We start from the raw sequence: 26,844 nt of genomic DNA on the forward strand, positions 1-26,844 counted from the left end.
CATGACGGTCACCCACGCGACCAACGGCACGCACGGCACCGGTGAGGCCGTCGGCCCCGATGCGCTCGTCGAGCGACTGCGCTCCCAGGCCAACCGGTACCACAGCGAGCACGACTTCCACGTCCGCATGAACGCCGGCGACCTCTCCCCCGAACAGATCCGCGGCTGGGTCGCCAACCGCTTCTGCTACCAGGAGGCGATCCCCCGCAAGGACGCCGCGATCCTGGGCAACTGCCCCGACCGCGAGATCCGGAAGCGCTGGATCCGGCGGATCACCGACCACGACGGCACCGACACCACCGAGGGCGGCATCGAGGCCTGGCTGCGGCTCGGCGAGGCGTGCGGTGTGCCCCGCGCGGAGATGGAGGACGGGCAGCACATCGTGCCCGGCGTGCGGTTCGCGGTCGACGCGTACGTCACCTTCGCCCGCACGCGGCCGTGGGTGGAGGCCGTCGCGTCCTCGCTCACCGAACTCTTCGCGCCGGGGCTCATGGCCGAGCGTCTCGCGGCGTTCGAGAAGCACTACACCTGGATCGACCGGGACGGCCTGGACTACTTCCGCAACCGCCTGCACCAGGCGCCGCGCGACTCCGAGCACGCGCTGGAGATCGTCAAGGACCGTTGCCGCACCGCCGAGGCACAGGACGCCGCGGTCGCCTCGCTCGCGTTCAAGAACGACGTGCTGTGGAGCATGATGGACGCCATCGACAGGGCGTACCCCTCGTGACCAGCACCGTTCCCCGCACCGGGCGGCCGCGGCTCGCCCGGTTCGTCAAGACGCGCTACGACAAGGCCCGGGAGCGCCAGGTGCTGCTCGGCCCGGAGACCGTCGTGGTGCTCAACCCCACCGGCGCCGACATCCTCGCGCTCTGCGACAGCAGCCACACCGTCGCGCAGATCGTCGACGAGCTCGGGCGCCGGTACGACCGCGTGGTCGACGACGAGGTCGAGGCGTTCCTCGCCAAGCTCGTCGCCCGACGCTGGGTGGAGATCGACCATGACTGACGGCCCCCTCGGGCTCCTCGCCGAGCTCACCCACGCCTGCCCGCTCGCGTGCTCGTACTGCTCGAACCCCCTCGAGCTCACGAAGCGCTCCGAGGAGCTCGACACCGACGCGTGGCGCCGCGTGCTCGACCAGGCCGCCGACCTCGGCGTGCTGCAGAGCCACTTCTCCGGCGGCGAGCCGCTGCTGCGCCGCGACGTCGTCGACCTCGTCGCGCACGCGAGCGGCCTCGGGATGTACACGAACCTCGTGACCAGCGCGATCGGGCTCTCCCGCCCCCGCGCGGAGGCGCTGCGCGAGGCCGGGCTCGACCACGTGCAGGTCAGCATCCAGGCCGACGAGCCGGTGCTCTCCGACCGGCTCGCCGGCATCTCGTCGTTCCAGAAGAAGATCGAGGCGGCGCGGCTGGTCAAGGAGCTCGACTGGCCGCTGACGCTCAACGTCGTGCTGCACCGCCAGAACATCGACCGCATCGAGGCGATCCTCGGGTGGGTCGAGGACCTCGGCGCCGACCGCGTCGAGCTGGCCAACACGCAGTACTACGGCTGGGCGCTGCGCAACCGGTCGGCGCTGCTGCCGAGCCGCGAGCAGCTGGCGCACGCCGAGGAGGTCACCCGCGAGGCCCGCGAGCGCCTCCGGGGCCGCACCGACGTCATCTACGTCATCCCGGACTACTACGCCGAGTACCCGAAGCCCTGCATGGGCGGCTGGGGCTCGCGCCAGCTCGTCGTCGGCCCGGAGGGCAACGCGTGGCCGTGCCTCGCGGCGCACGAGCTGCCCCTGCCGCACGCCAACGTCCGCGACCACGACCTGGCGTGGATCTGGGAGTCGTCGCCGCTGTTCTCGGCGTTCCGCGGCACCGACTGGATGCCCGACCCCTGCGCGAGCTGCGAGCGCCGCGAGGTCGACCTCGGCGGGTGCCGCTGCCAGGCGTTCCAGCTCACCGGCGACATGGAGCGCACCGACCCGGTCTGCGTCCTGTCCCCCGACCGGCACCTCGTCGACGAGGCGGTGGCGGCCGCCAACGCCCCCGACGCACCGTCCTCGCCCGGCCGGTCGGCGCGCGAGCCGGTCCTCGTCCCGGTGCCCGAGCTCGTGCCCCGACCGCACCGCGCGGACTGATCACTCGGACAGCGCGACGGAGTGGTCGGACGCTTACGCTCGTCCGGCCCCTGATCACGCACTGAAGGAGACGGTCATGCCGGGCGGAAAGATCGAACAGCGGGTCATCCTCACGCGCCAGGAGACCGCGCGGTGGCTGCACGAGCTGGCCTCGGCGCTCGAGGCCGGCGGGACGGCCGAGGTCGCGCTGGTCGGCCCGACGGTGGCCCTGAAGCTGCCCGACGAGGAGTTCGAGTGCGAGCTCGAGATCGAGCCGTACGGCGACAAGATCGAGCTCGAGATCGAGTTCATGTGGCCGAACCGGGGCGAGCCGTCGTCGACCCACCGCTCGACGGTGGCGGCCCCGGAGGCCCTGCGCTGAGGCGGCCAGGCCCCGAGGAGGTCGCGGTGGTTGCGGTGGCCGGGCACGACCGGTAACGATGCCCCGTGTCCGTGATCGCGATCACCTTCGTCGTCGTCGCCCTGGCGGAGATCGCGGACACCAGCGGGCTCGTCACGCTGGTGCTCGCGACCCGCTTCCCCGCCCGCTGGGTGCTCCTCGGTGTCTGCGCGGGCATGCTCGTGCACGTCGGCGTCGCGATCGCGGCGGGGAGCCTCCTCGGGCTGCTCCCGGAACGCGTGCTCGAGGCCGTCCTCGCCGTCGTGCTCCTCGTCGGCGCCGTCCTGCTCATCCGCGAGGGCGAGGAGGACGACGACGATGACGACGACGACGAGCGGGAGACGCCCCGCACCCGGTGGGGCGTGGTGGCCACGGCGTTCGGCGTCACCGCCCTCTCCGAGTTCGCCGACCCGTCGCAGATCCTCGCCGCGGCGCTGACCGCGCGGTACGGCGAGCCGCTGCTCGTCGCCATCGGCGCGGTCCTCGGCCTCTGGGCCGTGTCCGCGCTCGCGGTGTACGGGGGCAACCGCCTGCGCAGGCTCGTACCGGTGCACTGGGTGACGCGGATCGCCGGAGCCATCATGATCGTGCTGGCCGTCATCAGCGCGGTCGACGCGATCCGCGGCTGAGGGGGAACGCCATGATCCCGATCATCGAGTTCGTCCTGGGCATCGCGGTCCTCGTCTACAGCGCCGAGAAGCTGATCGGCTACCTCGTCGGCGTCGCGAGCCGCTGGGCGATCTCGCTCTTCCTCGTGGCGGTCGTCTTCACCGGCATCGAGTTCGACGACCTCGCGTTCGGCATCGTCCTCAACGTCGAGGACCTCAGCGAGGTCGCGCTCGGCACGGTGATCGGGACGACCGTCGCCCTGACCGGCCTCGTGCTCGCCCTCGCCGCGATCATCGCGCCGTGCCGCGTGGACGTCCCCCAGGACTACCTCGGCCTGTTCGTCGCCGGCCCCGTGATCGTGTACGCCCTCGCGCTCACCGGGGCGCTGACCGTCGTCAGCGGTGTCGTGCTCGTGGTGCTGTTCGTGGCCTTCGTCGGCTGGATCGGGTTCCGCGAGTACACCTCGCGGCGCCCGGTGTGGCGCAACGCCGAGCTCTACGAGCAGATCGACCACGTCACGGTCGGCCGGGGCGCGACCGGGACCGGGGTGGGACGGGGCCCTGAGGACGCGACGGGTGGGAGCGGGCGGTTCGACCTGCCCCCGGACCTGCGGGTCGACCAGGGCTTCCTGCGCGCCCGGCAGCACTCCCCCCGCGTCACGGTCGGCCTCGCGGTGCTGGCCCTCGCCGGCCTGATCGTCGGCGCCCTCGTCGCCGGACAGGGCACCGACGGCATCCTGTCCGAGTTCGCCCTGTCGGGCACGGTCTTCGGGGTCACGATCGCGACGCTCGCCCTCTCCCTCGAGGACGTCTTCCTCACCGTCGAGCCCCAGCGCCGCGGTGCGCCCGAGATCGCCGTGGCGAACATCGTCGGCAGCGTCGTGTTCTCGGTGACCGGCAAGCTCGGGATCATCCTGCTCGTCGGCGGCGCGATCGTGGTCGACCCCGACGTCGTGAGCTGGCACCTGCCGGTGCTGGTCCTCATGACGGCCCTCGCGGCCGGGTTCCTGGCGACGGGCCGCGTGCGCCGCTGGCACGGGGTCGTGCTGCTCGGCTTCTACGTCGTGTACTTCGTCGTCAGCCTCGTGGCCTTCGGCGCGGTCCCGGTCGACGGCTGACGACCGGGACCGCCCCGGAGCGGTCAGGCCGCGATCGACCCGTGCGGGTCGATGACGTACTTGCGGGCGACGCCGGAGTCGAACTGCGCGTAGCCCTGCGGGGCGTCGTCGAGGGAGATGACGGTCGCGTTGACCGCCTTCCCGATCTGGATCCGGTCGCGCAGGATCGCGTTCATCAGCTGCCGGTGGTAGCGCATGACCGGGCACTGCCCCGTGGTGAACGAGTGCGACTTCGCCCAGCCGAGCCCGATGCGGATCGAGAGGCTGCCGACCTTGGCGGCCTCGTCCGCCGCGCCGGGGTCACCGGTCACGTAGAGCCCCGGGATGCCCAGCTTCCCGGCCGCCCGCGTGACTTCCATGATCGAGTTCAGGACCGTGGCCGGCTGCTCGTGGGCGGAGTCGGCGCCGTGGCCCCGCGCCTCGAAGCCCACCGCGTCGACCGCGGCGTCGACGACCGGCTCGCCCAGGATCTGCTCGATCCGGTCCGGCAGCGCGCCCTCCTCGGAGAGGTCGATCGTCTCCGCGCCGATGGCGGTGCGCGCGTGCTCGAGACGTTCCTTGTTCATGTCGCCGACGAGCACGGCGGACGCACCGAGCAACTGCGCCGACGCCGCCGCGGCCAGGCCCACCGGCCCGGCGCCCGCGATGTAGACCGTCGAGCCCGTGGTCACCCCGGCCGTGACGCACCCGTGGTAGCCGGTCGGGAAGATGTCCGACAGCATCGTCAGGTCGAGGATCTTCTCCATCGCCTGCTCGCGGTCGGGGAACCGCAGCAGGTTCCAGTCGGCGTAGGGCACCATCACGTACTCCGCCTGGCCGCCCTGCCAGCCGCCCATGTCGACGTAGCCGTACGCGGAGCCGGGGCGGTCGGGGTTGACGTTGAGGCAGACCCCCGTGTGGCCCTCCTTGCACATGCGGCAGCGGCCGCAGGCGATGTTGAACGGCGTCGAGACCAGGTCACCCTGGGCGATGAACTCGACGTCGGGCCCGACCTCGACGACCTCGCCGGTGATCTCGTGCCCGAGGATGAGTCCGGGCGGAGCGGTGGTCCGACCGCGCACCATGTGCTGGTCGGAGCCGCAGATGTTGGTGGCGACGAGCCTGAGGATCACGCCGTGGGGGCACTTGCGCCCCACGTTGGCCGGGTTCACCCCCGGTCCGTCCTTGAGCTCCAGGCCCGGGTACTCGATGTCCTGGATCTCGACCTTCATGGGTTCGATGTAGGCGACGGCCTTCATGAGCGCTCCTCGGTGAACGTCTCGCTGGCCCTGACGGGCGGGCTGACCCCTCGATTCTCTGGGCGACGGTGGCCTGCGTCACTCGCACAGCCGCAGCAGGCGACCCCGCTGGACAGGCCCGTGCCGACGCGTCAGGACGCCCAGTGGTGGCCGGGCAGACCGGGTCGCTCGCCGGGCAGCGTCTGGTAGTGGTCGAGCGCGGCGAGGAGCAGCGCGGGATCGGCGTCGAGACCCGCCGTCGGGAGCACGAGCGTCCGGACGCCGCCGGGCCGGTCGGTGCCGCCGTGGGTCAGACGGGCCACGAGCGGGGCCGACGGGTCGGCGTCGACCACGTCCAGCGCGATCCGGCGCGGGCGCCCGTCGGCGTCCTCTCCCCCGTGCGACCGGACCGCGACCACCTGCATCCAGGGCAGGTCGAGCCGCGCCCGGCGGGCCTCGATCTCGACACCGTCCGCGGTGAGGGCGACCGTGTGGAGGCCCGTGAGCCGGCGCCGCGTCCCGCGGTAGCCGGCGACCAGCGCCCACCGCGGCGTGCGGTCGGTCCGCTCGACGCCGCGCAGGCCTCGCGCGGTGCTCACGGCACCCCGGCGAGCAGCAGCACCGCCGTGCTCACGCCCGCGCCGACGACGAGCCCGGCGAGCACCTGGGCGAGCGTGTGGGCGCGCAGCACGAGCCGGGCCCACCCGACGGCGGGGACGGCGAGCCAGGCGAGCGCCCACCAGGGTCCGCCCAGCAGCGTCAGCACCGCGGCCGCGGCGGCGACGACCGCCGTGTGGAAGCTGACCTTCCAGACGAGCGTGATGCCGGTGGCGACCGCGACCGTGACCAGCACGGCGAGCTGCAGTGCCGTGATCGCCCGGGGCGCACCCAGGACGAGCAGCACCACGACCCCGAGCGCGACCGAGAGCGCGGCGAGGCCGAGCGGGACCGCCCGCTGCTCGCGTTCGCGCAGGTGGTGGTCGGTGTAGCGCCCGGTGCGCACGCCGCGGTCGACGATGAGGGCCGGGATCGCCACGGTGAACAGCATCCCGATCAGCGACCACGCCACGCCCACCGGCCCCGCCGCGAGCGCGCCCACCACCGGGTAGAGCACCGCCAGCAGCAGCGTCGGCGAGGTCACCGTCGTGATGCGGGCGGCGACACGGCGGGCAGGTGTGGTCACCTCGCCGCCCTCGGTGGTGGTCACCCGCCGTAGCCTAAGCGGCCGAGCGCAGGGAGGGACGGATGAGCCGGGACGCACAGCTCGTGCTGGCCGTGGTGACGGCGCCGCCGGGTCGGCTCCTGCTCGTCCACCGGCCCGGTGAGATCCCGCCGGCCGTGCTGCCCGGAGGGCGCCCGCAGGCCCGCGAGTCGCCCGGCGCGACCGCGGAGCGCGGGTGCCGCGAGGAGACGGGCGTCGAGATCCGCGCCGGTCGCCAGCTCGGGCGCTTCAACCACGACGGCATCGCGACGATCTACGTCGCCGCGCGGCCGGTCCACGACGTCGATCCCGAGGAGATCCCGGACAGCGTCCGCGCCGGCTGGTACCTGCACGACCAGGTCGACATGGTGCTGCCGAACCTGTGGGCGCCGGTGCGCCTCCACCTCGAGAAGACGATCCGGCGGCGCTGAGCCCGCGGCCCTAGACCGGCAGGACCGTCGGGACGATCATCGGCCGGCGGCGGTAGGTCTCCCCCACCCACTTGCCGACCACGCGGCGGACCGCCTGGGCGATGCGGTGGGTGTCGGTGATGCCCTCGGCCTCGGTGCGCGAGAGCTCCATCTCGACCAGCGACACCACGTCCTCGAGCGCCTTGGGGTCGTCGGAGAACCCGCGCCCGGAGATCCGCGGCGCGGACAGCGCCCGGCCGGTCGCGGCCTCGACGGCGACGGTGATCGCGATGAAGCCGCCCTCCCCGAGGACCGTGCGGTCCGACAGCGTCGACTCCCCGACGTCACCGACCTGGTTGCCGTCGACGTAGACGTGGCCGACCTCGACGCGCCCGGAGATCGCGGCCCGGCGCTCGACGAGGTCGACGACGACGCCGTCCTCGGCGATCACCACGTTCTCGACACCGGTGCGCCGCGCGATCTCGGCGTTGGCGCGAAGGTGGCGCCACTCGCCGTGCACCGGCATCACGTTGCGGGGCCGCAGCGCGTTGTAGAGGAACAGCAGCTCACCGGCCGACGCGTGACCGGAGACGTGCACGCGGGCCACCCCGGAGTGCACGACCTCGGCCCCGAGGCGCGTCAGGCCGTTGATCACGGCGAAGACGGCGGTCTCGTTGCCGGGGATGAGGCTCGAGAGCAGGACGACGGTGTCGCCCGGGGTGATCGTGATCTGGCGGTGGTCGCCGCGCGCCATGCGCCCGAGGGCGGACAGCGGCTCGCCCTGCGAGCCCGTCGAGACGAGCACGACGTCCTTCTCGGGCATCGCGAGGGCGTCGTCGAGCTCGACGAGCAGGCCCTCGGGCACGTGCAGGAGGCCGAGGTCGGTCGCGATGCCCATGTTGCGCACCATCGAGCGCCCGGTGAAGCAGACCTTGCGGCCGTGCTTCGCCGCCGCGTCGAGCACCTGCTGGACGCGGTGCACGTGGCTCGCGAAGCAGGCGACGATCAGGCGGCTCGGGGCCTTGCGGAACACGTCGTCGATCACCGGCGCGATGTCGCGCTCCGGGGTCACGAAGCCCGGGACCTCGGCGTTGGTCGAGTCGACGAGCAGCAGGTCGACGCCCTCGTCGCCGAGGCGTGAGAAGCCCGCGAGGTCGGTGAGGCGCCCGTCGAGCGGGAGCTGGTCGAGCTTGATGTCGCCGGTGTGCAGCACGGTGCCGCCGGGCGTGCGCACGGCCACCGCCAGCGCGTCGGGGATCGAGTGGTTGACCGCGAAGAACTCGCAGTCGAACGTGCCGTGGTGGTTGCGCTCGCCCTCGCGGACCTCGAGCAGGTGCGGGGTCAGCCGGTGCTCCCGGCACTTGGCCTCGACCAGCGCGAGCGTGAACTTCGAGCCCACGACCAGGAGGTCGGGCCGCTGGCGCAGCAGGAACGGCACGGCGCCGATGTGGTCCTCGTGCCCGTGGGTCAGCACCAGCGCGTCGACGTCGTCGAGGCGGTCCTCGACGGCCCGGAAGTCGGGCAGGATCAGGTCGACGCCGGGCGAGTCCTCGGACGGGAAGAGCACGCCGCAGTCGACGATCAGCAGCCGGCCGCCGTACTCGAGCACGGTCATGTTGCGGCCGATCTCGCCGATGCCGCCGAGCGCGACGACGCGCAGCGCGCCCTCGGGCGTCGGCGGCGGCGTGCCCTCGGTGCCGGGGACGGACTGCGTGGGGACGCCGGAGCCCCGGGCGCAGTCGTGGTCGTGGGAGCCCTGCTCGGCCTTGTTCTGGTCCTGGCGGCGGGCGGTGGAACGGCTCATCGGACGGCTCCCGGGGTCGGGAGCGTGGGACGTGCGGTGATCGGGTCCTCCTGGTGCGGGGCGGCGGTCGCCGCCGGGGACGGGGAAGTGTGGGGTGCGGCCGTCTACAGGCCGCGGTCGAGCGCCATCACGGCGGCGACGTCGGCGGGCTCGCCCTCGGGGTGCACGACGCACTCGTCGCGGCCCGCCGCGTGCAGCAGCAGCTCACCGGGCTCCCCGGTGAGGATGACGGTGCGCGGGCCCGAGCGCACGGCGTGCTCCTCGCCGTCGGGCCGGCGCAGGGTGACGGCCACCGGGCTGGAGCGGTAGCTCAGCCGGCCGAGCAGGCCGGCCATCCGCCACAGCACGCGGTCGCGCGCCTCGTCGGGTGGCCGGGGCGACCAGCCGTCCTGGGCGCGGCGCACGTCCTCGTGGTGGATGAAGTACTCCTGCACGTCGACGGCCCGCAGCGGCGGCAGCGCCATCGGGCTCCAGAACGGCGGGCCCGAGCGCAGCGTGCCCACCAGCTCGCCGAAGTCGGTGCGCGCGATGCCGGACTGCACGTGCTGGGTCCACGCGGCCAGCGGCGGGATCAGGATGCCCGGCGCCGCGTCGGGCCGCCGCTCGCGCGTGATCAGGTGCGCCAGGAGGTCGCGCGTCGTCCAGCCCCCGCACAGCGTGGGTTCGTCGGGACCCAGGCGCAGGAACAGGTCGGCGAGATCGCGACGCTCGGCGTCGGCGATCTGGGCGGCACTCATGCAGTCCTCCTACCCGGTGGCCGACCGGCGCTACCCGGGCTGATCGCTCGCTCAGCCCTCGGCGACGAACGGGCTGCTCGCGACCTCCGAGCCGCTGGGCAGTGTCGTGATCTCGAAGTCGGCGAAGACGTTGGGCACCTCGTCCTGGAGCACCTTGAGGCACGCGACGGCGAGGTCGCGGATCTCGACGTCGGCGTGCTCGCTCGCCCGCATGGCGATGAAGTGCCGCCAGGCGCGGTAGTTGCCCGTGACGACGAGGCGCGTCTCGGTGGCGTTGGGCAGCACGGCGCGGGCCGCCTGGCGGGCCTGCTTGCGCCGCAGCGTGCGGTTGGGCTCGTCGGCGAAGCGCTCCTCGAGGCCCGCCAGCAGCTTCTCGTAGGCCTGCCGCGACGCCTCGGCGGCCTCGAGGAACTGCTGGTGGAGCTCCGGGTCGGCCGCGATGACCTCGGGCTCCACCATCGCCGCGTCCTTCTCGGGCACGTAGCGCTGGGAGAGCTGCGAGTACGAGAAGTGGCGGTGCCGGATCAGCTCGTGGGTCAGGCTCCGCGACACCCCGGTGAGGTAGAAGCTGACGGTGCCGTGCTCGAGCACCGAGAGGTGGCCGACCTCGAGGATGTGCCGCAGGTAGCCCGCGTTGCTGGCCGTGGCGGGGTTCGGCTTGCTCCAGGACTGGTAGCACGCGCGACCCGCGAACTCGGCGAGCGCCTGCCCGCCGTCCGCGTCGGTCTCCCAGGGGACCCCGGGCGGTGCGCGGAACTCCGTCTTCGCGATCAGCGTCACCTGGGGGGTCACGGTCTCGGGAGCCACGGGCCCACGGTACAAGTCGCCGTTCGCGGTGTTCGCCGACAGCTCAACGACACCACGGTGGTGGCGGCCGCGGCGTTGTGGTGTCACAGTGGTGTCATGGACCTGACACCGTACGTCGCCGCCCTGCGCGACGACCTCGCCGCGGCCGCCGCGGTCGGCGACGAGGCCACCGCCCGGGCGGGCACCTCCCTGGCCGCCGCCCTCGAGCCCGCCGTCCGGCTGGCGCTCATGAACGCCCTCTCCGACCTCGCCGGTGAGGTCTCCGAGTCCCTCGGCGACCGCACCGTCTCCCTGCGCCTGTCGGGCCGCGAGGTGAACGTCGTGGTCGACCGCGACCCCGCGGCCGATGACGGCTTCTTCGCCGGCCCGTCGTCGTCGCCGTTCGCCGGCGCGCCGAACGGCGGCCCCGGCGGGCACGGCCCCACGCCCCCGCCGCCGCCCGGCCCGGGCTTCGGTCAGGGCTTCGGTCAGGGCTTCGGCCAGGGCTTCGGTGGCCCCGGCGGTCCGGGCGGGCCCGACATGGGCGACATCTCGCGGATGACCCTGCGCCTGGTCGACCAGATCAAGGGGCAGGCCGAGCGCGCCGCCGCGGCGCAGGGGATGTCGCTGAACTCCTGGATCGGCCAGGCCGTGCAGGGCGCCCTCAAGGGCCAGTACGGCGGCCACCGGGGCGGCCCGTGGGGCGGCCGGTGGGAGGGCGGCTGGGACGCCGACCGTTCCTCCGAGCGCGACGAGAACTGGCAGAAGGGATGGGACCAGGGTGCGCCGGGGTCGTCCACTCCCCCGGGAGGCACCAGCGGCTCCGCCGAGAAGAAGGACGACGGTGACGACGGGGGCGACGGCGGCGTCGACGGCTGGGTGAAGGGATGACCCCCGCCCGCGAGGTCGTCGGGCACGGGCCGGGCCCGGCGACCCTCGACCTCGCCCTCGACGCCGGGACGGTGCGCGTGCGCCTGTCCCCCGCCGCCCCCGGCGACGACGCCGCCACCGATGCCGACACCGCCACCGTGCGGGTCCGCGTCGAAGCCGATCCCGAGGCACCGCCCGGCTGGCTGCGCGGTCTCTCGGGCCTGCTCGGGCTGCTCGGGGAGCGCCTGGCCGAGGGCCCGTCCTCTCCCGACGAGCGCGCCGAGGCCGCGGTCGCGGCGACCACGCTCGACTGGGACGCCGACGCCCGCCGCCTCACGGTCCGCGGCCCCCGCGACTGGAGCCTGCGCGGCGTGCCGCTCGCGGTCACCGTGCACGCACCCGCCGACTCCGATCTGCGGGTGCGGGCGGGCGCCGCGCGGATCGGCGTCGAGGGCCGGGCCGGCGAGGTCTCGGTGGCCGGCACCGGCGAGGTGAGCCTGGACGAGGTCGCCGGACGCACCGAGCTGCGCTGCGGCGCCGGCGAGGTCCGCATCGGGCGCCTCGGCGCCCCGCTGCGCATGAGCGGCGGCGCCGGCGGCGTGCGCGTCGACCACGTGCTCGCTCCGGCCGAGATCACCACCGGCGCCGGGCGGGTCCGGCTCGGCGAGGTGCGCGCCGACGTGGCGGTGCGCGCCGCGGCCGGCGACGTCGAGGTCGCCGACGCCGTCACCGGCGAGGTCGAGCTCGGCACGGGCGTCGGGTCGCTGCGCGTCGGTGTGCACCCCGGCGTCGACGCCAAGGTGCGCCTCGACGCGACCGTCGGGCGGGTGCGCAGCGAGCTCCCGGTGCGCGCCGACCGCCCCGAGCAGCCCGGCGGCGGGCCGCTGAGCGTGCGCGCCCGGACCGGCGCCGGCGACGTCACCGTCACCGCCGCCCGGATCCCGGCGCTCCCGGCCTCCTGAACCTCTGAGCCGCGCCCGGTCGGGAGCGAGGGGCGCCTTCGCTGCGTCGGGGGCAGCGGAGGACGCCCTCGCTCCGTCGCCCGGAAGGTCTCGTCGCTGCGGGCGCCCCGGTGCTAGTCCGAGCGCGCCCCGGAGAGGGTGGCGCCGAGGACGTCGTGGTTGAGCTGGGCGATCGAGGCCAGCGGGATGCCCTTGGGGCAGACCTCGTGACAGGCGCCGACGTTGGTGCAGCCGCCGAAGTCCAGCTCGTCCTGCTTGGCGAGCATGTTCATCGCCCGCGTCGCCCGCTCCGGCTGCCCCTGCGGGAGCAGGCCGAGGTGGGTGACCTTGGCCGAGGTGAACAGCATCGAGCTGCCGTTCGGGCAGGCCGCGACACAGGCGCCGCAGCCGATGCAGGTGGCGGCGTCGAAAGCGTCGTCGGCCGAGACCTTGTCCACCGGGATCGCGTGCGCCTCGGGCGCCGAGCCGGTGTTGACCGAGATGTAGCCGCCGGCCTTGATGATCTCGTCGAAGGCGCTGCGGTCGGTGACGAGGTCCTTGACCACCGGGAACGCCCGCGCCCGCCACGGCTCGACGTCGATGGTGTCGCCATCGTCGAAGTGCCGCATGTGGAGCTGGCAGGTGGTGGTGTTCTTCTGCGGACCGTGCGGGGTCCCGTTGATGACCATCGCGCACGAGCCGCAGATGCCCTCGCGGCAGTCGTGGTCGAACGAGACCGGGTCCTCGTCGTCGAGGATCAGCTTCTCGTTGAGCACGTCGAGCATCTCGAGGAACGACATGTCGGGCTCGACGTCGTCGAGCACGTACTTCTTCATCTTGCCCTTGGCGTCCGCCGACGGCTGGCGCCAGATGCGCAGGGTGAGTCTCACTTGTAGCTCCGCTGGCTCGGGTGGACGTAGGAGAACTCGAGGTCCTCCTTGTGGAGCACCGGGCGGTGGTCGTCCCCGCCGTACTCCCAGGCCGCGACGTACGAGAAGTTCTCGTCGTCGCGCGCGGCCTCGCCGTCCTCGGTCTGGTGCTCGACGCGGAAGTGGCCGCCGCAAGACTCCTCGCGGTGCAGCGCGTCGATGCACATGAGCTCGGCGAGCTCCATGAAGTCGGCGACCCGGCCGGCCTTCTCCAGCGACTGGTTGAAGCCGTCGCCGGTCCCGACGATCTTGACGTCGCGCCAGAACTCCTCGCGCAGCGAGGGGATCCGGTCGAGGGCCTTCTCCAGGCCCTCCTTGCTGCGGGCCATGCCGCACTGGTCCCACACGAGCTGGCCGAGCTCGCGGTGGAACGAGTCGACCGTGCGGTGCCCGTTGGCCGAGAGCAGCTTGTCGATGCGCTCCCGGGTGGACTCGACGGCCTCGACGACGTCGGGGTGGTCCTCGGGGACCTCCTCGAACGGCGCGTCGGCGAGGTAGTTCGCCACCGTGGTCGGGAGCACGAAGTACCCGTCGGACAGGCCCTGCATCAGCGCCGAGGCGCCGAGCCGGTTGGCCCCGTGGTCGGAGAAGTTCGCCTCGCCGCCGACGAAAAGGCCCGGGATCGTCGAGCGCAGGTCGTAGTCGACCCACAGCCCGCCCATCGTGTAGTGGATGGCGGGGTAGATGCGCATCGGGACCTCGTACGGGTCGTCGCCGGTGATGCGCTGGTACATCTCGAAGAGGTTCCCGTACTTGGCCTCGACGGCGTGGCGACCCAGACGCTCGATGGCGTCCTTGAAGTCGAGGTAGACACCGAGGCCCCCGGGTCCGACGCCGTGCTCGGCGTCGCACATGTTCTTGGCGGCGCGCGAGGCGATGTCGCGGGGCACGAGGTTGCCGAAGGCCGGGTACTGGCGCTCGAGGTAGTAGTCGCGCTCGTCCTCGGGGATCTCGTTCGGCGGCCGGTCGTCGCCGCGCTCCTTGGGCACCCAGACGCGCCCGTCGTTGCGCAGCGACTCCGACATCAGCGTCAGCTTCGACTGGTAGTCGCCCGAGACCGGGATGCAGGTCGGGTGGATCTGCGTGTAGCAGGGGTTCGCGAACAGGGCGCCGCGCTTGTGCGCCCGCCACGCGGCCGTGACGTTCGACCCCTTGGCGTTCGTCGAGAGGTAGTAGACGTTGCCGTAGCCGCCCGAGCAGAGGATGACGACGTCCGCGAGGTGGGTGTCGATCTGCCCGGTGAACAGGTTGCGGGTGACGATCCCGCGCGCCTTCCCGTCCACGACGATGAGGTCGAGCATCTCGGTGCGCGGGTGCATCTCGACGGTGCCGGCCGCGACCTGGCGCTCGAGGGCCTGGTAGGCGCCGAGCAGCAGCTGCTGGCCCGTCTGGCCGCGGGCGTAGAAGGTGCGCGAGACCTGGGTGCCGCCGAACGAGCGGGTGTCGAGCAGGCCCGAGTACTCGCGCGCGAACGGCACGCCCTGGGCGACGCACTGGTCGATGATGTTGAGGCTGACCTCGGCCAGACGGTGCACGTTCGACTCGCGCGAGCGGAAGTCGCCGCCCTTGACCGTGTCGTAGAACAGGCGGTGCACCGAGTCGCCGTCGTAGCGGTAGTTCTTCGCGGCGTTGATCCCGCCCTGGGCGGCGATCGAGTGCGCGCGGCGCGGGCTGTCCTGGAAGCAGAACGACTTCACGTGGTAGCCGGCCTCGCCCAGCGTCGCCGCCGCGGCGCCCCCGGCCAGGCCGGTGCCGACGACGATGACGCTCATCTTGCGGCGGTTGGCCGGGTTCACCAGGCGCGCCGAGAACTTGCGGTCGCTCCAGCGGTCGCCGATCGGGCTGTCGGGGGCGCGCGTGTCCGCGATCGGGTCGCCGACCACGTAGCGGCCCTCGCCCTGGGTGGCCGTGGGTTCCTGATGCAGCTCGGACATGATCACCTCACCAGACCGGTCATGACGGAGACGGGGATGATCACGAATCCGACCGTGATCACCGCGGCCACGACGAAGGCCAGGGTCTTGAGCGCGTTCTGCTTCAGCGCGCTGTTCGCGCCGAAGGTCTGGAGGGCCGACCAGAGGCCGTGCCGGATGTGCAGCCCGAGGGCCAGCATCGCGAGGATGTAGAAGATCGCCACGACGGGCCGGTCGAAGCTCGCGACGAGCTTCTCGTAGGCCCCGGACCCGGCGGGCGCGGGGTTCACGGTGCCGGTCGTGAGGTCGAGGATGTGCCACACCACGAACAGCGCGATGATCACGCCGCCCCAGCGCATCGTGCGGGCCGCGTAGCTGCCCTGCCAGCTCGGGCGGTGCTGGTAGCCCACGGGACGGGCCTTCTTCGCCCGGTACCAGAGCGAGATCGCCGCCCACATGTGCAGCACCACGCTGGCGAGCAGCACGACGCGCAGGATCCACAGGACGCCCGAGTAGCCGAAGATCTCGGCGCCGAGCGTGCGCAGGTGCTCGGAGTACTCGTCGAACGCCGTGATCCCGAAGAAGATCTTCAGGTTGCCGAGCATGTGGGCGATGACGAACAGCAGGAAGACCACGCCGGTCACGGCCATGACCGACTTCCTGCCGACCGAGGTGCCCCACGTCCTCGACACGATGTTGCGCTGCGGGGTGATGACCACGTGAAAACGGTAGGTCGGTATCCGCCGGAGAGCCAATGCATGCAGGACCGGCATGCCATAGCGTGAGACTATGGCGATGACCATCAAACAGCTCAGCTACTTCCTCGCTGTGGTGGACACCGGCCGATTCACGCAGGCAGCGGGCCTGTGCCGCGTCGCGCAGCCGACGCTGAGCAAACAGATCCGTGCCCTGGAGGAGGACCTCGGCGAGACCCTCCTCACGCGGGGTCACGACAACGTCACACCGACTCCGGCGGGCGAGGCCCTCCTGCCCCTCGCCCGGCGCATCGTCGCCGACTCCGAGACGGCCCGGATGGAGATCGCCGAGCTGGCGGGGCTGCGCAAGGGCAGGCTGCGCCTGGGCGCGACCCCCAGCCTGTGCGTCAGCGTGGTCGCTGACGTGCTGGAAGTCTTCCACGGCCGCTACCCCGGCATCGCGATCCAGGTGACCGAGGGCGGCTCGCAGGACCTCGTCGCCGACCTCCAGCGCGGCCAGCTCGACTGCGCGCTGGTGATCGACCGCACCGAGGCGGTGGCCGATCTCGCGCTGACCCCGGTGCTGCGCGAGGAGCTCGTCGTCGTCACAGGACGTGGTCGGCCCGACCTCGGCGAGCACATCGGCGTCGCCGAGCTCGCCGCGCACCCCCTGGTGGTCAACCGCCCCGGCTACGAGCTGCGCGAGGTCACCCTCGCCGCGTGCGCCGCCGCCGGCGTCACCCCGCGGATCGCGGTCGAGGGCGGCGAGATGGACGCGGTGCTGCGCATGGTCGAGCGCGGGCTGGGCGTGGCGATCGTGCCCAGCCTCGTGCTGGCCGGGCACCCGTCGCTGCGCGCGACCCGCCTCGACGGCGGGGCCTGGAGCCACCGCACGATCTCGCTGGCCCACCGCACCGACGTCGCCCCGACCCGTGCCGCCCAGGCGTTCCGCGAGGACCTGCTCGCCGTGCTCGCCCGGACCTCACGCACCGGGCACCTGCCCCCGGGCGTGCGCTACGTCCACCCGCCGGCGCTGACCGCCTGAGCCTTCACCGCCTGCCGCAGCGCGTCGGCGTGGTCGCCGCCCTCGACCACGACGCCCTCGAGCTCGAGCCACGCCGCCATCGTCGCGAGCTCGCCGGCGAGCTCGTCGGCGACACGGGCCTCCGGGGCTCCCGGTTCGAGGAAGGCGCCCGGCACGCGGAGCACGCCGGCCGCGCGGTCGGCCTTGAGGTCGACGCGGGCGACCAGACGCCCGTCGAGCAGGAACGGGAAGACGTAGTAGCCGTGGGTGCGCTTCTCGGCGGGGGTGTAGATGCCGATGCGGTAGTGGAAGTCGAAGATCCGCAGGGTGCGTGCGCGGAACCAGATCAGCGGGTCGAACGGCGCCAGCAGCGCCCGGCCGGTGACCCGCCGCGGGAGGCGCGCGTCGGGCGGGCGGTAGGCCGGCGCCGACCAGCCCTCGACGTCGACCGGCACGAGCTCCCCGGCGTCGACGAGCTCGGCCACGGCGGCCTGGCTCTCGGCGGGCGGCAGGCGGTGGTAGTCGCGCAGATCGGGCTCGGTGGCGACGCCGAGGACGCCCGCGGCCTTGCCGATCAGCGCGCGCATGGCCTCGTCGCGGTCCGGCTCGCGGGCGTGGACCTCGGGCGGCAGTACGCGCTCGGCGAGCTCGTAGGCCCGCCGGAAGCCCCGCCGCGTCCCCGTGGTGAGCACCCCGGTGGCGAAGAGGTGCTCGCACGCGACCTTGACGTCCGAGCGCTGCCACCAGCCGCCGTAGGCGCGCGCCCGGCGGTCGCCCGCGTCGCCGAGGACCTCCCCGACCTCGCCCGCCTCCAGCGGCCCGTGCTCGGCCACCGCGTCGTGGACGGCCTGGAGGACGTCGGGCCGGTGGTCGAGCGCGGCGCCGAGCCAGCGGCTCTCCCGCCCCTCGTTGTCCCGCATCCGCCACCGGAACAGCGGCCAGTCCTCGATCGGCAGCAGGCTCGCCTCGTGGACCCAGTACTCGACCATCGTGCGCCGCCGGCGCTGGGCGGGCGTCTGCGGCCAGGCCAGCGCGTCGAGCGCGTCGCGGTCGTAGGGGCCGAGGCGGGAGAACAGCGGCGCGTAGTGCGCCCGCACCGCCACGTTGACCGAGTCGAGCTGCAGCAGCCCGAGGTGCCGGGCCCCGGCCGCGAGCGTCGCCCGCGTGGGGCGGCCCCGCCGCGCGGGACCGCCGAACCCCTGCGCCGCGACCGCCGCCCGTCGCGCCTGCGCCGCCGACATCGTCTCCACGCCGCCGATCCTGCCCCAGGGGTCCGACAGTCCGTGGAATCAGAGGGCCCGCACCGGCGTTGACCAGGGAAAAGAGGAAAGGTGGACCCATGGTCGGGGACCGTGTGAAGATCGTCGTCGACGCCGGTGGCGCGACGCGGACGTGGGACGTGGAGGCGACCCGGGCCGGGCGGCGCGTGGAGATCGCGCACGGTCGCGGGGTGGTGGAGGTCAGCGAGGTGACCCGCAGCGGCACGCCGGTGCGCACCGCGCGGTTCATGTCCTCGCGGGTGCTGGCGCTCGTCGAGCACCCGGCGGCCACGGTGCGGACGGGGGACGACGAGGCGCCCCCGCTGCCGTTGCCACGTCCGGCCTGAGGTGAGCTCCGCTCACGCGTCGTAGGCACCCCGCTGCGGACGGCGAACGTGCTGGTCAGACCGGTGGCGGTGGCCCAGGATCCGGTGCCGTGGCCGCCAGCGTCCCGGAAATGATCGCCGCCGCCCGACGTCCCGCCGCGGCGGTGCTCGAGCACGTCGGGCCGGGGGCGCAGATCGTGTCCGGCGGGTTCAACGCGGAGCCGGCCTCCGTGCTCGACGCCCTCGAGGCCGGCGGCGACCGGCTCCGCGACGTCCGGGTCCACCAGATGCTCGCCCCGCGGTGGCGGCCCTCGATCGACGGGAAGGTGCCCGGGCTGCGGCATGTGTCGTGGTACCTGTCGCCGGCGACGCGCGACGCGTTCCACGCCGGGCACTGCGACCTGGTGCCCAACAACTTCAGCGACGTGCCGCGCCTGCTGCGGCGGCTGCACCCCGACCTCGTGGTGGCCTCGGTCTCGCCACCCGACCGCCACGGTTACTTCTCGCTCGGGATCGACGCCAGCTACGACGCGGCGCTCATCGGCGAGGTGCCGTTCTTCGTCGAGGTCAACGCGCGGATGCCCCGCACGTTCGGCGCCAACCAGCTGCACCTGTCCGACATCGTCGGCTGGTGCGAGGCGGACCGTCCGCTCGTCGAGACCCCGCCGCCCGTGGCCACCGACCGGGACCGCGCCATCGCCGGCTTCGTCGCCGAGCGCATCCCGGACGGCGCGACCCTCCAGATCGGCATCGGCGCGGTCCCGGACATGGTGCTCGCCGCCCTCGGCGGGCACCGCGAGCTGGGGGTGCACACCGAGGTGTTCGGCACCGGCTTCCTCGACCTCGTCGAGGCCGGCGTCATCACCGGCACCCGCAAGGCGACCCACCGCGGGAAGATCGTCACGACCGGATGCCTCGGCACCCAGCGGCTCTACGACTTCCTGGCGGACAACGCGGGCGTCGAGTTCCACCCCGTCGACTACACGAACGACCCCTGGAACATCGCCCGCGAGCCCGTGTTCCGCTCGGTCAACGCCACCCTCGAGGTCGACTTCCTCGGCCAGTGCGCCTCGGAGTCGCTCGGCAGCCAGTACTGGTCCTCGTCGGGCGGGCAGCCCGACTACGCCCGCGGCGCGATCATGTCCGAGCACGGGGCCGCGTTCATCGTGCTGCACTCGGCCACGCACGACGACACCGTCTCCCGGATCGTCCCGCAGCTGCAGCCGGGCGCCGCGGTCACGACGTTCAAGAACATCGTCGACCACGTCGTCACCGAGTACGGGGTCGCCGAGCTGCGCGGCGCCACCATCGCCGAGCGCACCCGCCGCCTCATCGCGATCGCGCACCCGAACTTCCGCGACGAGCTCACCGCGCAGGCCCGCACGCTGGGCTACCTGTGAGCACCCCGGTGGAGCCGGCGTGCGTCCCGCTCAGCGACGAGGACCGCGCCATCCTCGACCTCGAGTGCGCCACGGTCGTCGGCCACGTCCTGCACGGGTCCGTCCTCGAAGGCGCGCCCGTCACGGCCGCCGCGATGCGCGACCGGATCGCCGCCCGCCTGGCCGCCGCCCCCGAGCTGCGCTACCGCCTCGACACCCGCGACGGTGAGCCCGTCTGGGTGCCCGACGAGCACCTCGACCTCGCCCAGCACGTCGTCGACGCCCCCGACGGGCCGTACGACACCGTCGCCCTGCGCGCGCTCGTGGCGGCCCGCTTCGCCCAGCACCTCGACCGCGCGCGGCCCCTGTGGTCGATCGACGTCGCCCCCCTGGCCGGCGGCGGGACGGCGCTGCTCTGGCGGGTCCACCACGCCCTCGCGGACGGGGCGACGATGACCCGGCTGTCGCACACGGTCCTCTACGACGAGGCACCCGCCGGTCCGGTCACCGGTCCGCCGGCGTCGCCGCCCGCCACCGTCCGCGCCGACCACGCGCGCCGCCGGGAGCACCTCCTGGGCGTGATCCGGCGCGAGTTCAGCGTGGGCCCGTCGCGCTCCCCGTTCGACGGCGCGATCTCGACGCGGCGCGACGTGGCGTTCGTCGACACCGACCTCGCGGCCCTGCACGCCGCCGCCCGCGCGGCCGGCGCGACCGTCAACGACGCGTTCCTCGCCGTGCTGGCGGGCGGGCTGAGGCGCTGGGTCGACCACCACGCGGGCGCCGTCACCGACCTGCGCGTCCGCGTGCCCGTCAGCCTGCCCCGCGACGACCCCTCGGCGGGCAACCGCGACTCGGCGTTCGACCTGCCGCTGCCGGTGCACGTCACCGACCCGCTCGAGCGCCTGCGCGCCGTGCACCAGCTGACGACCCTGCGCAAGGACGACCACGACGCAGCGCTCCTGGACGACCTGCTCCACCACGTCGCGGACGTCTCGCCCCCGCTGCGCCGCGTCTGCGACCGGCTGCGCGCGACCGCGCGGGCGTTCACCGTCAGCGTCTCGAACGTGCCCGGGCCCCGCGAGCCCGTCGCCGTGCTCGGCCGCCGGGTGCGGGCGACCTGGCCGCTCGCCGAGATCGGGCTCCACCACGCCCTGCGGGTCACCGCGGCGTCGATGGTGGACGTCCTGACGTTCGGGATCTGCGTCGACCCGGGCCTCGTCCCGGGCGTCGACGAGCTGGCCGACGGTCTGCGGGCCGAGGCCGAGCTGCTCGTCAGAGCATGCCGGTGAGCCGCTGCGCCACCTCGCGGTAGCGGCTGACGGCGACGAGGTGGATGCCGCCGAGCGGACGTCATGGGACCTCGGTGAGCGCCCCGGAGTCGACGTCGTAGACGAAGCCGCGCACCGCGTCGGTGTGCAGCAGGAACGGGCAGTCCCGGACCGCGGCCTGCGAGTCGCGGACGTCCTGCTCGGTGTCGGGGAACGTCCCGGGCGCCCACCGCGGCGTCTCCCCCGTCTCGGCCTCGAGCTCGGCGACGAAGTCTTCGTCGGTGAACGTCGCCATCCCGCACCGGGTGTGGTGGAGCAGCACGACCTCGCGCGTCTGCAGCTTGCGCTGACTGACCGCGAGCGAGCGCAGGACGTCGTCGGTGACGACCCCGCCGGCGTTGCGGATGACGTGGGCCTCCCCGTCGCCGAGGCCCAGCACGCGGTAGACGTCCAGGCGCGCGTCCATGCACGCCACGACGGCCACGTGGCGCGACGGCGGCCCGGGCAGCCCGGCCTTGTCGAACGCCGCGGCGAACGTCTCGTTCGCGGCCAGCATCTCGTCGGTCGCGGTCATGCGTCCTCCCTGGGGTGTCGCGGCTGTCCGGTTGTCCCGTACCCGCTCCGGGCTGCGGCCCGCGGTGATCGTGGTCTCTACGCTCGGGGCATGGCGCTCGCCTCCGTCCGCCTCGCCACCGCCGACGACGCGGGCGCGATCGCGCACGTCCAACGCACGGTCTGGACGTCCGCGTACGCCGACATGCTGCCGCCCGGCGCCGTCGAGGGGTTCGACGAGGGTGCCGTCGCCGCGGGCTGGGCGGAGCCGATCGCGGCGGGTGCGGTGTGGGTGGCCACCGAGGGCGACGCGCTCGTCGGCTTCTGCGCGGCCGGACCGGCGACGCCCGACGACCTCGCCGACGCGGCCGGGGCGGTGCCGGAGGACGCGTCCGCCGTCGCGGTCGTGGCGGCGCTGCTGGTCGAGCCGCGGTGGGGACGCCGGGGTCACGCGGGCCGCTTGCTGGTCGAGGCCGCGGCGGCGCTGCGGGACGCGGGCGCCGTGCGCGGGATCGCGTGGGTGCCCGAGCGGGACACCGCCTCGCGCCGCTTCTTCGAGCGCGCCGGGTGGGACCCCGACGGCACCGTCCGCACCCTCGACGCCGGCGGGCGGCCGCTGCGCGAGATCCGGGTCGCGGGCACCCTCGACCTCGAGTTCCGCCCCGCGCCGTCGCTCGACGACCTGGACCTGCCGCTGCTGCCCTGAGGCGAGCTGGGGGCTTTCCTGACGTTGAACGCCAGCGTGGCCGCCACGCTGGCACACCCCCGTGCGCCAGAAGGGCTAGTCGAGGTCCAGGAGGGCGTCGAGGCCGACGGTGAGGCCGGGGTGGTCGGCGACCGTGCGGCAGGCCAGCAGGACGCCGGGCATGAACGAGCTGCGGTGCAGGGAGTCGTGGCGGAGCGTGAAGGTCTCGCCCTCCGAGCCCAGGAGGACCTCCTGGTGCGCGACGAGCCCGGCCATCCGCACGGCGTGCACCGGGATGCCGTCGACCGTGGCGCCGCGCGCCCCGTCGGGGTCGTGCGTCGTCGCGTCCGGGCCGGGGCCCAGGCCCGCCTCGGCGCGGGCGGCGGCGATCACCTGCGCGGTGCGGGTCGCGGTGCCTGACGGGGCGTCCGCCTTGCGCGGGTGGTGCAGCTCGAGGACCTCGACCGAGTCGAAGAACCGGGCCGCCTGCGCCGCGAAGCGCATCATGAGCACCGCGCCGATGCCGAAGTTCGGCACGACGAGCACGCCCTGGCCGGGCTGCAGGCGTCCGCGGACCTCGTCGAGCAGGTCCTGGCCGACCCCGCTGGTACCGACGACGACGTGCAGGCCGGCGTCGACGCACCAGCGCAGGTTGTCGGCCACCGCGGACGGGTGGGTGAAGTCGACGACGACGTCGGCGGCGCGCAGGGCCTCGCGGTCGGCCGTGACCGCGGCGTCAGCTCCGCTGCGCTCCGTGCCGCGGACGTCCACACGCGCGACCAGCTCGAGGTCCTCGGCACCCTCGACCGCGGCGCACGCCTCGGAGCCCATGCGGCCCTGGGCGCCCAGCACCCCGACCTTCGTCAAGAGATCATCTCCCGCACCTCGTCCGGCAGCTCGTCGACGTCACCGTAGGGGCCGACGACCGCCGCGACGCGCGGGCCGGTGAGCAGCTCGGACGCCAGCGCGGCGACCTCGGCGGCACCCACGGCGTCGATGCGCTCGAGGGTGCCGGCGAGGTCGGTGGCGCGGTCCAGGCCACCGTGGTCGAGCTCGCGGCGCCCGAGGCGGGTCATGCGCGCCGAGCTCTCCTCGAGGCCGAGCACGAGCTCGCCGCGCAGCTGGCCGCGGGCGCGGGCGAGCTCGGCGTCGGTGATGCCGTGGGCGGCGAGGTCCCCGATCTCGTCGCGCACGACCGTCGCGGCCGCGCCGAGACGCTCGGGCGCGCACCCGAGGTAGACCGCGAGCGTGCCGGTGTCGGTGTAGCCCGTGGTCGCGGAGTAGACGGAGTACGCGAGCCCGCGCTGCTCGCGGACCTGCTGGAACAGCCGCGAGCTCATGCCCCCGCCGAGCACGGTCGCAAGCACCTGGAGCGCGGGCCAGCGTTCGTCGGCGCGCCGCAACGAGGGCACGCCGAGCATGAGGTGCGCCTGCTCGGTGTCCTCGTCGCGGACGGCGAGGCGCTCGGTCGGCCCGGCGGGCAGGTCGCCCGCCTGCCGGTGCCAGGACTCCGGGGAGCCCTCGAGCCGCGCGCCGTAGGCGGCCGCGACCGCGTCGAGCACCTCGTCGTGCGCCACGTTGCCCGCGACGGCGAGCACCGACCGCGACGGGACGTAGTGCCGGTCGTGGAAGTCCGCGAGCCGGTCGCGGGTCATCCCGCGCACCGTCTCCTCGGTGCCGATCACCGGCAGGCCGAGCGGGTGCGCCCCGAACAGCAGGGCGTCGAAGTCGTCGGCGAGCAGGTCCTCGGGGTCCTCGTCGCGCCCGGCGATCTCGGAGAGCACCACGTCACGCTCGAGCTCGACGTCCGCGCCGGCCATGACGGCGTCGAGGACGACGTCACCGAGCACGTCGACCGCGAGCGGCATGTCGCGGTCGAGCACGTGCGCGTAGAAGCACGTGTGCTCCTTGCCGGTGAACGCGTTGAGGTCGCCGCCGACGGCGTCGATCTCCTCGGCGATCGCCCGCGCCGAGCGGCGCCGCGTGCCCTTGAACAACAGGTGCTCGAGGTAGTGCGCGGCGCCGTGCGTGCCCGCGCCGAGGGCCGGCTCGTCGCGCGAGCCGACCTCGACCCACAGGCCGACCGAGGCCGACCGCGCGCCGGCGACGTGCTCGGTGACCACCCGCAGGCCCCCGGGCAGCACGGTGCGTGCCACGCCGGGGGCCGGGTGCTGCGTCTCCGCGTGACCCGTGCTGGAGAGTGCCGTGCCCAGGGTCGAGCTCCGCTGCGCTACGTCTCCCATCACTCCTGCGACGCGCCCCCGATGGCACCGGTGACGGCGCCGGAGGTGGCGGCGGCACCGGTCGGGGCGGCCGGGGTGGACTCGGCGCCGTCGGCCGGGGCGTCGGAGTCGGCACCGGAGCCGTCACCGTTGCCGGCGGCGGCGTCCTCCTCCTTGACCGGGATCAGGCTGATCTTGCCGCGGTTGTCGATGTCGGTGATCTCGACGCGCAGCTTGTCGCCCACGGTGACGACGTCCTCGACCTTGCCGATGCGCTTGCCGCCGCCCAGCTTCGAGATGTGCACCAGGCCGTCGCGGCCCGGCAGCAGCGAGACGAACGCGCCGAACGCGGCGGTCTTGACCACCGTGCCCAGGAAGCGCTCGCCGATCTTCGGCAGCTGGGGGTTGGCGATGGCGTTGATCCGGTCGATCGCGGCCTGGGCGCTCGGCCCGTCGGCGGCACCGACGTAGATCGTGCCGTCGTCCTCGATGGAGATGTCGGCGCCGGTCTCCTCGGTGATCGAGTTGATCATCTTGCCCTTCGGGCCGATGACCTCGCCGATCTTGTCGACCGGCACCTTCACCGTGGTGATGCGCGGCGCGTACTCGCTCATCTCGTCGGGCGCGTCGATGGCCTCGGCCATGACGTCGAGGATCGCGAGGCGGGCGCCGCGCGCCTGCGTCAGCGCCTTGCCCAGGACCTCGGACGGGATGCCGTCGAGCTTGGTGTCGAGCTGCAGGGCCGTCACGAAGTCCTTCGTGCCGGCGACCTTGAAGTCCATGTCACCGAACGCATCCTCGGCACCGAGGATGTCGGTGAGCGCGACGAAGGTCTCCTTGCCCTCGACCTCGCCCGACACGAGGCCCATCGCGATGCCCGCGACCGGCGCCTTGAGCGGCACGCCGGCGTTGAGCAGCGACATCGTGGACGCGCAGACCGAACCCATCGACGTCGAGCCGTTGGAGCCCAGCGCCTCGGAGACCTGGCGGATCGCGTAGGGGAACTCCTCGCGCGTCGGCAGCACCGGCACGAGCGCCCGCTCGGCGAGCGCGCCGTGGCCGATCTCGCGGCGCTTGGGCGAGCCGACGCGGCCGGTCTCGCCGGTGGAGAACGGCGGGAAGTTGTAGTGGTGCATGTAGCGCTTCGTCGTCTCCGGCGTGAGGGAGTCGATCGACTGCTCCATGCGCAGCATGTTCAGCGTGGTGACGCCCAGGATCTGGGTCTCGCCGCGCTCGAACAGCGCCGAGCCGTGGGCCCGCGGGATCACCTCGACCTCGGCGGCCAGCGGACGGATGTCCGTGGTGCCGCGGCCGTCGATGCGGAAGCCGTCGCGCAGGATGCGCTGGCGGACCGTCTTCTTGGTCAGCGAGCGGAACGCCTCGCCGATCTCCTTCTCGCGGCCCTCGAACTTCTCGCCGAGCTCGGAGACCAGACGATCCTTGATCGCGTCCTGGGCGTTGTCGCGGTCCTGCTTGCCGGTGATCGTGAAGGTCTCGTCGAGGTCGTTGCCGACCGCGGACTCGACCGCCGCGTACACGTCGTCCTGGTACGCCGGGAAGGTCGGGTAGTCCTTCGTCGTGACGCCGGTGGCGGCGTAGAGCTCCTTCTGCGCCTCGCAGAGGGTGCGGATGAACGGCTTCGCCGCCTCCATGCCCTGCGCGACGATGTCCTCGGTGGGCGCCTGGGCGCCCTCGCCGATGAGCTTCCACGCGTGGTCGGTGGCCTCGGCCTCGACCATCGCGATCGCGACGTCGGAGCCGTCGGCGGTCACCGAGCCGGCGATCACCATGTCGAAGACGGCGCTCTCGAGCTGCTCCCAGGTCGGGAACGCGACCCACTGCCCGTTGATCAGCGCGACGCGGGTCGCGCCGATCGGGCCGTCGAACGGCAGGCCCGAGATCTGCGTGGACGCCGACGCGGCGTTGATCGCGAGGACGTCGTAGGGGTCCTTCGGGTCCAGGCTCTGGACCGTGATGACGACCTGGACCTCGTTGCGCAGCCCGCCGGTGAAGGTCGGGCGCAGGGGCCGGTCGATGAGCCGGCAGGTGAGGATCGCGTCGGTCGACGGGCGGCCCTCACGGCGGAAGAACGAGCCGGGGATGCGGCCCGCGGCGTACATGCGCTCCTCGACGTCCACGGTGAGCGGGAAGAAGTCGAAGTTGTCCTTCGGCCGCTTCGACGCCGTCGTGGCGGAGAGGAGCATCGTGTCGTCGTCGAGGTAGGCGACGACGGCGCCGGCCGCCTGGCGGGCCAACCGGCCCGTCTCGAAGCGGACGGTGCGGGTGCCGTAGGCACCGTTGTCCAGGACCGCGGTGGTCTCGTGGACTCCCGAGTCTGTCTCGGTCATGAGGGTTCCTCCTCGAGGCCCCTCCCGCGGCGCGCCGACGGCTCCCCC

28 protein-coding genes are annotated in these 26,844 nt (G+C 73.5%); 14 read left to right on the forward strand and 14 right to left on the reverse strand.

What is annotated here, in order from left to right; translation table 11 throughout:
• Nucleotide 1: 1 nt before the first annotated feature.
• The 6 genes from pqqC to ACR9E3_RS15145 all read left to right on the forward strand — a co-directional run bounded on the left by pqqC (nt 2) and on the right by ACR9E3_RS15145 (nt 4,230).
• Nucleotides 2-727: a pyrroloquinoline-quinone synthase PqqC gene (gene pqqC / locus ACR9E3_RS15120; protein WP_460381117.1), complete on the forward strand. Its 726-nt coding sequence runs from the start codon at nt 2-4 to the stop codon at nt 725-727.
• Entirely contained in the window at nt 724-1,005 is a 282-nt protein-coding gene (pqqD, locus tag ACR9E3_RS15125) for a pyrroloquinoline quinone biosynthesis peptide chaperone PqqD (RefSeq protein ID WP_460381118.1), read from the forward strand. Before pqqC ends, pqqD begins: the two co-directional genes overlap by 4 nt.
• Complete coding sequence (gene pqqE / locus ACR9E3_RS15130; RefSeq protein ID WP_460381119.1) at nt 998-2,125, forward strand: pyrroloquinoline quinone biosynthesis protein PqqE; 1,128 nt, start codon at nt 998-1,000, stop codon at nt 2,123-2,125. The genes pqqD and pqqE overlap by 8 nt, the downstream gene beginning before the upstream one ends.
• Nucleotides 2,126-2,201: 76 nt before the next feature.
• Entirely contained in the window at nt 2,202-2,486 is a 285-nt protein-coding gene (locus ACR9E3_RS15135; protein ID WP_460381120.1) for an amphi-Trp domain-containing protein, read from the forward strand.
• Between the two features lie 65 nt (nt 2,487-2,551).
• Nucleotides 2,552-3,133, forward strand: a complete 582-nt coding sequence (locus ACR9E3_RS15140) for a TMEM165/GDT1 family protein (protein ID WP_460381121.1) — start codon at nt 2,552-2,554, stop codon at nt 3,131-3,133.
• An 11-nt stretch (nt 3,134-3,144) separates the two neighbouring features.
• Nucleotides 3,145-4,230, forward strand: a complete 1,086-nt coding sequence (locus ACR9E3_RS15145) for a sodium:calcium antiporter (protein WP_460381122.1) — start codon at nt 3,145-3,147, stop codon at nt 4,228-4,230.
• A 23-nt stretch (nt 4,231-4,253) separates the two neighbouring features.
• Here ACR9E3_RS15145 and fdhA read toward each other — a convergent pair whose 3' ends face one another.
• The 3 genes from fdhA to ACR9E3_RS15160 all read right to left on the reverse strand — a co-directional run bounded on the left by fdhA (nt 4,254) and on the right by ACR9E3_RS15160 (nt 6,654).
• Nucleotides 4,254-5,468, reverse strand: coding sequence for a formaldehyde dehydrogenase, glutathione-independent (gene fdhA, locus ACR9E3_RS15150; protein ID WP_460381123.1), 1,215 nt, complete (start codon nt 5,466-5,468; stop codon nt 4,254-4,256).
• A 131-nt stretch (nt 5,469-5,599) separates the two neighbouring features.
• On the reverse strand, nt 5,600-6,046 hold the full coding sequence (locus ACR9E3_RS15155; RefSeq protein WP_460381124.1) for a hypothetical protein: 447 nt from the start codon (nt 6,044-6,046) through the stop codon (nt 5,600-5,602).
• Nucleotides 6,043-6,654, reverse strand: coding sequence for a hypothetical protein (locus tag ACR9E3_RS15160; RefSeq protein WP_460381125.1), 612 nt, complete (start codon nt 6,652-6,654; stop codon nt 6,043-6,045). Before ACR9E3_RS15160 ends, ACR9E3_RS15155 begins: the two co-directional genes overlap by 4 nt.
• A gap of 38 nt (nt 6,655-6,692) precedes the next feature.
• On the opposite strand from ACR9E3_RS15160, the gene ACR9E3_RS15165 reads away from it, so the two are divergent.
• The gene (locus tag ACR9E3_RS15165) at nt 6,693-7,079 is read left to right on the forward strand and encodes an NUDIX hydrolase (RefSeq protein ID WP_460381126.1); all 387 of its coding nucleotides are present in this window, start codon (nt 6,693-6,695) and stop codon (nt 7,077-7,079) included.
• Between the two features lie 10 nt (nt 7,080-7,089).
• On the opposite strand, the gene ACR9E3_RS15170 is transcribed toward ACR9E3_RS15165, so the two are convergent.
• From ACR9E3_RS15170 to thyX, 3 genes are all read right to left on the reverse strand, one after another.
• Nucleotides 7,090-8,862, reverse strand: coding sequence for a ribonuclease J (locus tag ACR9E3_RS15170; RefSeq protein WP_460381127.1), 1,773 nt, complete (start codon nt 8,860-8,862; stop codon nt 7,090-7,092).
• A 104-nt stretch (nt 8,863-8,966) separates the two neighbouring features.
• Entirely contained in the window at nt 8,967-9,599 is a 633-nt protein-coding gene (locus ACR9E3_RS15175) for a TIGR03085 family metal-binding protein (RefSeq protein WP_460381128.1), read from the reverse strand.
• Between the two features lie 51 nt (nt 9,600-9,650).
• Entirely contained in the window at nt 9,651-10,406 is a 756-nt protein-coding gene (gene thyX / locus ACR9E3_RS15180) for an FAD-dependent thymidylate synthase (protein ID WP_460381129.1), read from the reverse strand.
• 96 nt (nt 10,407-10,502) lie between these two features.
• Between thyX and ACR9E3_RS15185 the strand changes: the two genes are divergently transcribed.
• Both ACR9E3_RS15185 and ACR9E3_RS15190 read left to right on the forward strand, forming a co-directional pair.
• The gene (locus ACR9E3_RS15185) at nt 10,503-11,276 is read left to right on the forward strand and encodes a toxin-antitoxin system HicB family antitoxin (protein ID WP_460381130.1); all 774 of its coding nucleotides are present in this window, start codon (nt 10,503-10,505) and stop codon (nt 11,274-11,276) included.
• The gene (locus ACR9E3_RS15190) at nt 11,273-12,217 is read left to right on the forward strand and encodes a DUF4097 family beta strand repeat-containing protein (RefSeq protein WP_460381131.1); all 945 of its coding nucleotides are present in this window, start codon (nt 11,273-11,275) and stop codon (nt 12,215-12,217) included. The genes ACR9E3_RS15185 and ACR9E3_RS15190 overlap by 4 nt, the downstream gene beginning before the upstream one ends.
• 113 nt (nt 12,218-12,330) lie before the next feature.
• On the opposite strand, the gene ACR9E3_RS15195 is transcribed toward ACR9E3_RS15190, so the two are convergent.
• From ACR9E3_RS15195 to ACR9E3_RS15205, 3 genes are read right to left on the reverse strand one after another with little or no spacing between them, the layout of a single operon-like run.
• Nucleotides 12,331-13,086, reverse strand: a complete 756-nt coding sequence (locus tag ACR9E3_RS15195; protein WP_460381132.1) for a succinate dehydrogenase/fumarate reductase iron-sulfur subunit — start codon at nt 13,084-13,086, stop codon at nt 12,331-12,333.
• Nucleotides 13,083-15,059 (reverse strand): fumarate reductase/succinate dehydrogenase flavoprotein subunit, encoded by a 1,977-nt coding sequence (locus ACR9E3_RS15200; protein ID WP_460381133.1) that lies wholly within the window; start codon nt 15,057-15,059, stop codon nt 13,083-13,085. Before ACR9E3_RS15200 ends, ACR9E3_RS15195 begins: the two co-directional genes overlap by 4 nt.
• Nucleotides 15,060-15,061: 2 nt before the next feature.
• A complete protein-coding gene (locus ACR9E3_RS15205) occupies nt 15,062-15,757 on the reverse strand; it encodes a succinate dehydrogenase cytochrome b subunit (protein WP_460381134.1) in 696 nt (231 codons plus the stop codon).
• A 76-nt stretch (nt 15,758-15,833) separates the two neighbouring features.
• Here ACR9E3_RS15205 and ACR9E3_RS15210 point away from each other — a divergent pair, with 76 nt between their 5' ends.
• A complete protein-coding gene (locus ACR9E3_RS15210) occupies nt 15,834-16,778 on the forward strand; it encodes a LysR family transcriptional regulator (protein WP_460381135.1) in 945 nt (314 codons plus the stop codon).
• On the opposite strand, the gene ACR9E3_RS15215 is transcribed toward ACR9E3_RS15210, so the two are convergent.
• A complete protein-coding gene (locus tag ACR9E3_RS15215; RefSeq protein WP_460381282.1) occupies nt 16,748-17,998 on the reverse strand; it encodes a winged helix-turn-helix domain-containing protein in 1,251 nt (416 codons plus the stop codon). The genes ACR9E3_RS15210 and ACR9E3_RS15215 overlap by 31 nt on opposite strands.
• Nucleotides 17,999-18,096: 98 nt before the next feature.
• Between ACR9E3_RS15215 and ACR9E3_RS15220 the strand changes: the two genes are divergently transcribed.
• The 3 genes from ACR9E3_RS15220 (at nt 18,097) to ACR9E3_RS15230 (ending at nt 21,010) form a co-directional block, all read left to right on the forward strand.
• Nucleotides 18,097-18,363: a hypothetical protein gene (locus tag ACR9E3_RS15220; RefSeq protein WP_460381136.1), complete on the forward strand. Its 267-nt coding sequence runs from the start codon at nt 18,097-18,099 to the stop codon at nt 18,361-18,363.
• Nucleotides 18,364-18,452: 89 nt separating this feature from the next.
• Nucleotides 18,453-19,742 (forward strand): acetyl-CoA hydrolase/transferase family protein, encoded by a 1,290-nt coding sequence (locus tag ACR9E3_RS15225; RefSeq protein ID WP_460381137.1) that lies wholly within the window; start codon nt 18,453-18,455, stop codon nt 19,740-19,742.
• Nucleotides 19,739-21,010, forward strand: a complete 1,272-nt coding sequence (locus ACR9E3_RS15230; protein ID WP_460381138.1) for a WS/DGAT domain-containing protein — start codon at nt 19,739-19,741, stop codon at nt 21,008-21,010. The genes ACR9E3_RS15225 and ACR9E3_RS15230 overlap by 4 nt, the downstream gene beginning before the upstream one ends.
• A 61-nt stretch (nt 21,011-21,071) precedes the next feature.
• On the opposite strand, the gene ACR9E3_RS15235 is transcribed toward ACR9E3_RS15230, so the two are convergent.
• The gene (locus tag ACR9E3_RS15235) at nt 21,072-21,563 is read right to left on the reverse strand and encodes a beta-class carbonic anhydrase (protein WP_460381139.1); all 492 of its coding nucleotides are present in this window, start codon (nt 21,561-21,563) and stop codon (nt 21,072-21,074) included.
• 90 nt (nt 21,564-21,653) lie between these two features.
• On the opposite strand from ACR9E3_RS15235, the gene ACR9E3_RS15240 reads away from it, so the two are divergent.
• Entirely contained in the window at nt 21,654-22,247 is a 594-nt protein-coding gene (locus ACR9E3_RS15240; RefSeq protein ID WP_460381140.1) for a GNAT family N-acetyltransferase, read from the forward strand.
• A gap of 75 nt (nt 22,248-22,322) precedes the next feature.
• Here the strand turns inward: ACR9E3_RS15240 and dapB are convergent, their stop codons facing one another.
• Genes dapB through ACR9E3_RS15255 form a run of 3 tightly spaced genes read right to left on the reverse strand, consistent with a single transcriptional unit; the run spans nt 22,323 to nt 26,796 of the window.
• Entirely contained in the window at nt 22,323-23,057 is a 735-nt protein-coding gene (gene dapB, locus ACR9E3_RS15245; protein WP_460381283.1) for a 4-hydroxy-tetrahydrodipicolinate reductase, read from the reverse strand.
• A gap of 32 nt (nt 23,058-23,089) precedes the next feature.
• Nucleotides 23,090-24,469, reverse strand: coding sequence for a M16 family metallopeptidase (locus ACR9E3_RS15250; RefSeq protein WP_460381141.1), 1,380 nt, complete (start codon nt 24,467-24,469; stop codon nt 23,090-23,092).
• Nucleotides 24,469-26,796: a polyribonucleotide nucleotidyltransferase gene (locus ACR9E3_RS15255; protein ID WP_460381142.1), complete on the reverse strand. Its 2,328-nt coding sequence runs from the start codon at nt 26,794-26,796 to the stop codon at nt 24,469-24,471. Before ACR9E3_RS15255 ends, ACR9E3_RS15250 begins: the two co-directional genes overlap by 1 nt.
• Between the last annotated feature and the right edge of the window lie 48 nt (nt 26,797-26,844).

It is taken from the genome of Actinomycetospora sp. C-140, assembly GCF_054796175.1.

Coding starts and splice junctions, on each gene's coding strand:
- pqqE (WP_460381119.1), top strand. CDS start 998: ATGACTGACGGCCCCCTCGGGCTCCTCGCCGAGCTCACCCACGCCTGC.
- fdhA (WP_460381123.1), bottom strand. CDS start 5,468: ATGAAGGCCGTCGCCTACATCGAACCCATGAAGGTCGAGATCCAGGAC.
- ACR9E3_RS15185 (WP_460381130.1), top strand. CDS start 10,503: ATGGACCTGACACCGTACGTCGCCGCCCTGCGCGACGACCTCGCCGCG.
- ACR9E3_RS15235 (WP_460381139.1), bottom strand. CDS start 21,563: ATGACCGCGACCGACGAGATGCTGGCCGCGAACGAGACGTTCGCCGCG.
- ACR9E3_RS15200 (WP_460381133.1), bottom strand. CDS start 15,059: ATGTCCGAGCTGCATCAGGAACCCACGGCCACCCAGGGCGAGGGCCGC.
- ACR9E3_RS15255 (WP_460381142.1), bottom strand. CDS start 26,796: ATGACCGAGACAGACTCGGGAGTCCACGAGACCACCGCGGTCCTGGAC.
- ACR9E3_RS15135 (WP_460381120.1), top strand. CDS start 2,202: ATGCCGGGCGGAAAGATCGAACAGCGGGTCATCCTCACGCGCCAGGAG.
- ACR9E3_RS15215 (WP_460381282.1), bottom strand. CDS start 17,998: ATGTCGGCGGCGCAGGCGCGACGGGCGGCGGTCGCGGCGCAGGGGTTC.
- ACR9E3_RS15220 (WP_460381136.1), top strand. CDS start 18,097: ATGGTCGGGGACCGTGTGAAGATCGTCGTCGACGCCGGTGGCGCGACG.
- ACR9E3_RS15170 (WP_460381127.1), bottom strand. CDS start 8,862: ATGAGCCGTTCCACCGCCCGCCGCCAGGACCAGAACAAGGCCGAGCAG.
- ACR9E3_RS15250 (WP_460381141.1), bottom strand. CDS start 24,469: ATGGGAGACGTAGCGCAGCGGAGCTCGACCCTGGGCACGGCACTCTCC.
- ACR9E3_RS15210 (WP_460381135.1), top strand. CDS start 15,834: ATGACCATCAAACAGCTCAGCTACTTCCTCGCTGTGGTGGACACCGGC.
- pqqC (WP_460381117.1), top strand. CDS start 2: ATGACGGTCACCCACGCGACCAACGGCACGCACGGCACCGGTGAGGCC.
- ACR9E3_RS15165 (WP_460381126.1), top strand. CDS start 6,693: ATGAGCCGGGACGCACAGCTCGTGCTGGCCGTGGTGACGGCGCCGCCG.
- ACR9E3_RS15175 (WP_460381128.1), bottom strand. CDS start 9,599: ATGAGTGCCGCCCAGATCGCCGACGCCGAGCGTCGCGATCTCGCCGAC.
- ACR9E3_RS15240 (WP_460381140.1), top strand. CDS start 21,654: ATGGCGCTCGCCTCCGTCCGCCTCGCCACCGCCGACGACGCGGGCGCG.
- ACR9E3_RS15190 (WP_460381131.1), top strand. CDS start 11,273: ATGACCCCCGCCCGCGAGGTCGTCGGGCACGGGCCGGGCCCGGCGACC.
- ACR9E3_RS15145 (WP_460381122.1), top strand. CDS start 3,145: ATGATCCCGATCATCGAGTTCGTCCTGGGCATCGCGGTCCTCGTCTAC.
- dapB (WP_460381283.1), bottom strand. CDS start 23,057: ATGGGCTCCGAGGCGTGCGCCGCGGTCGAGGGTGCCGAGGACCTCGAG.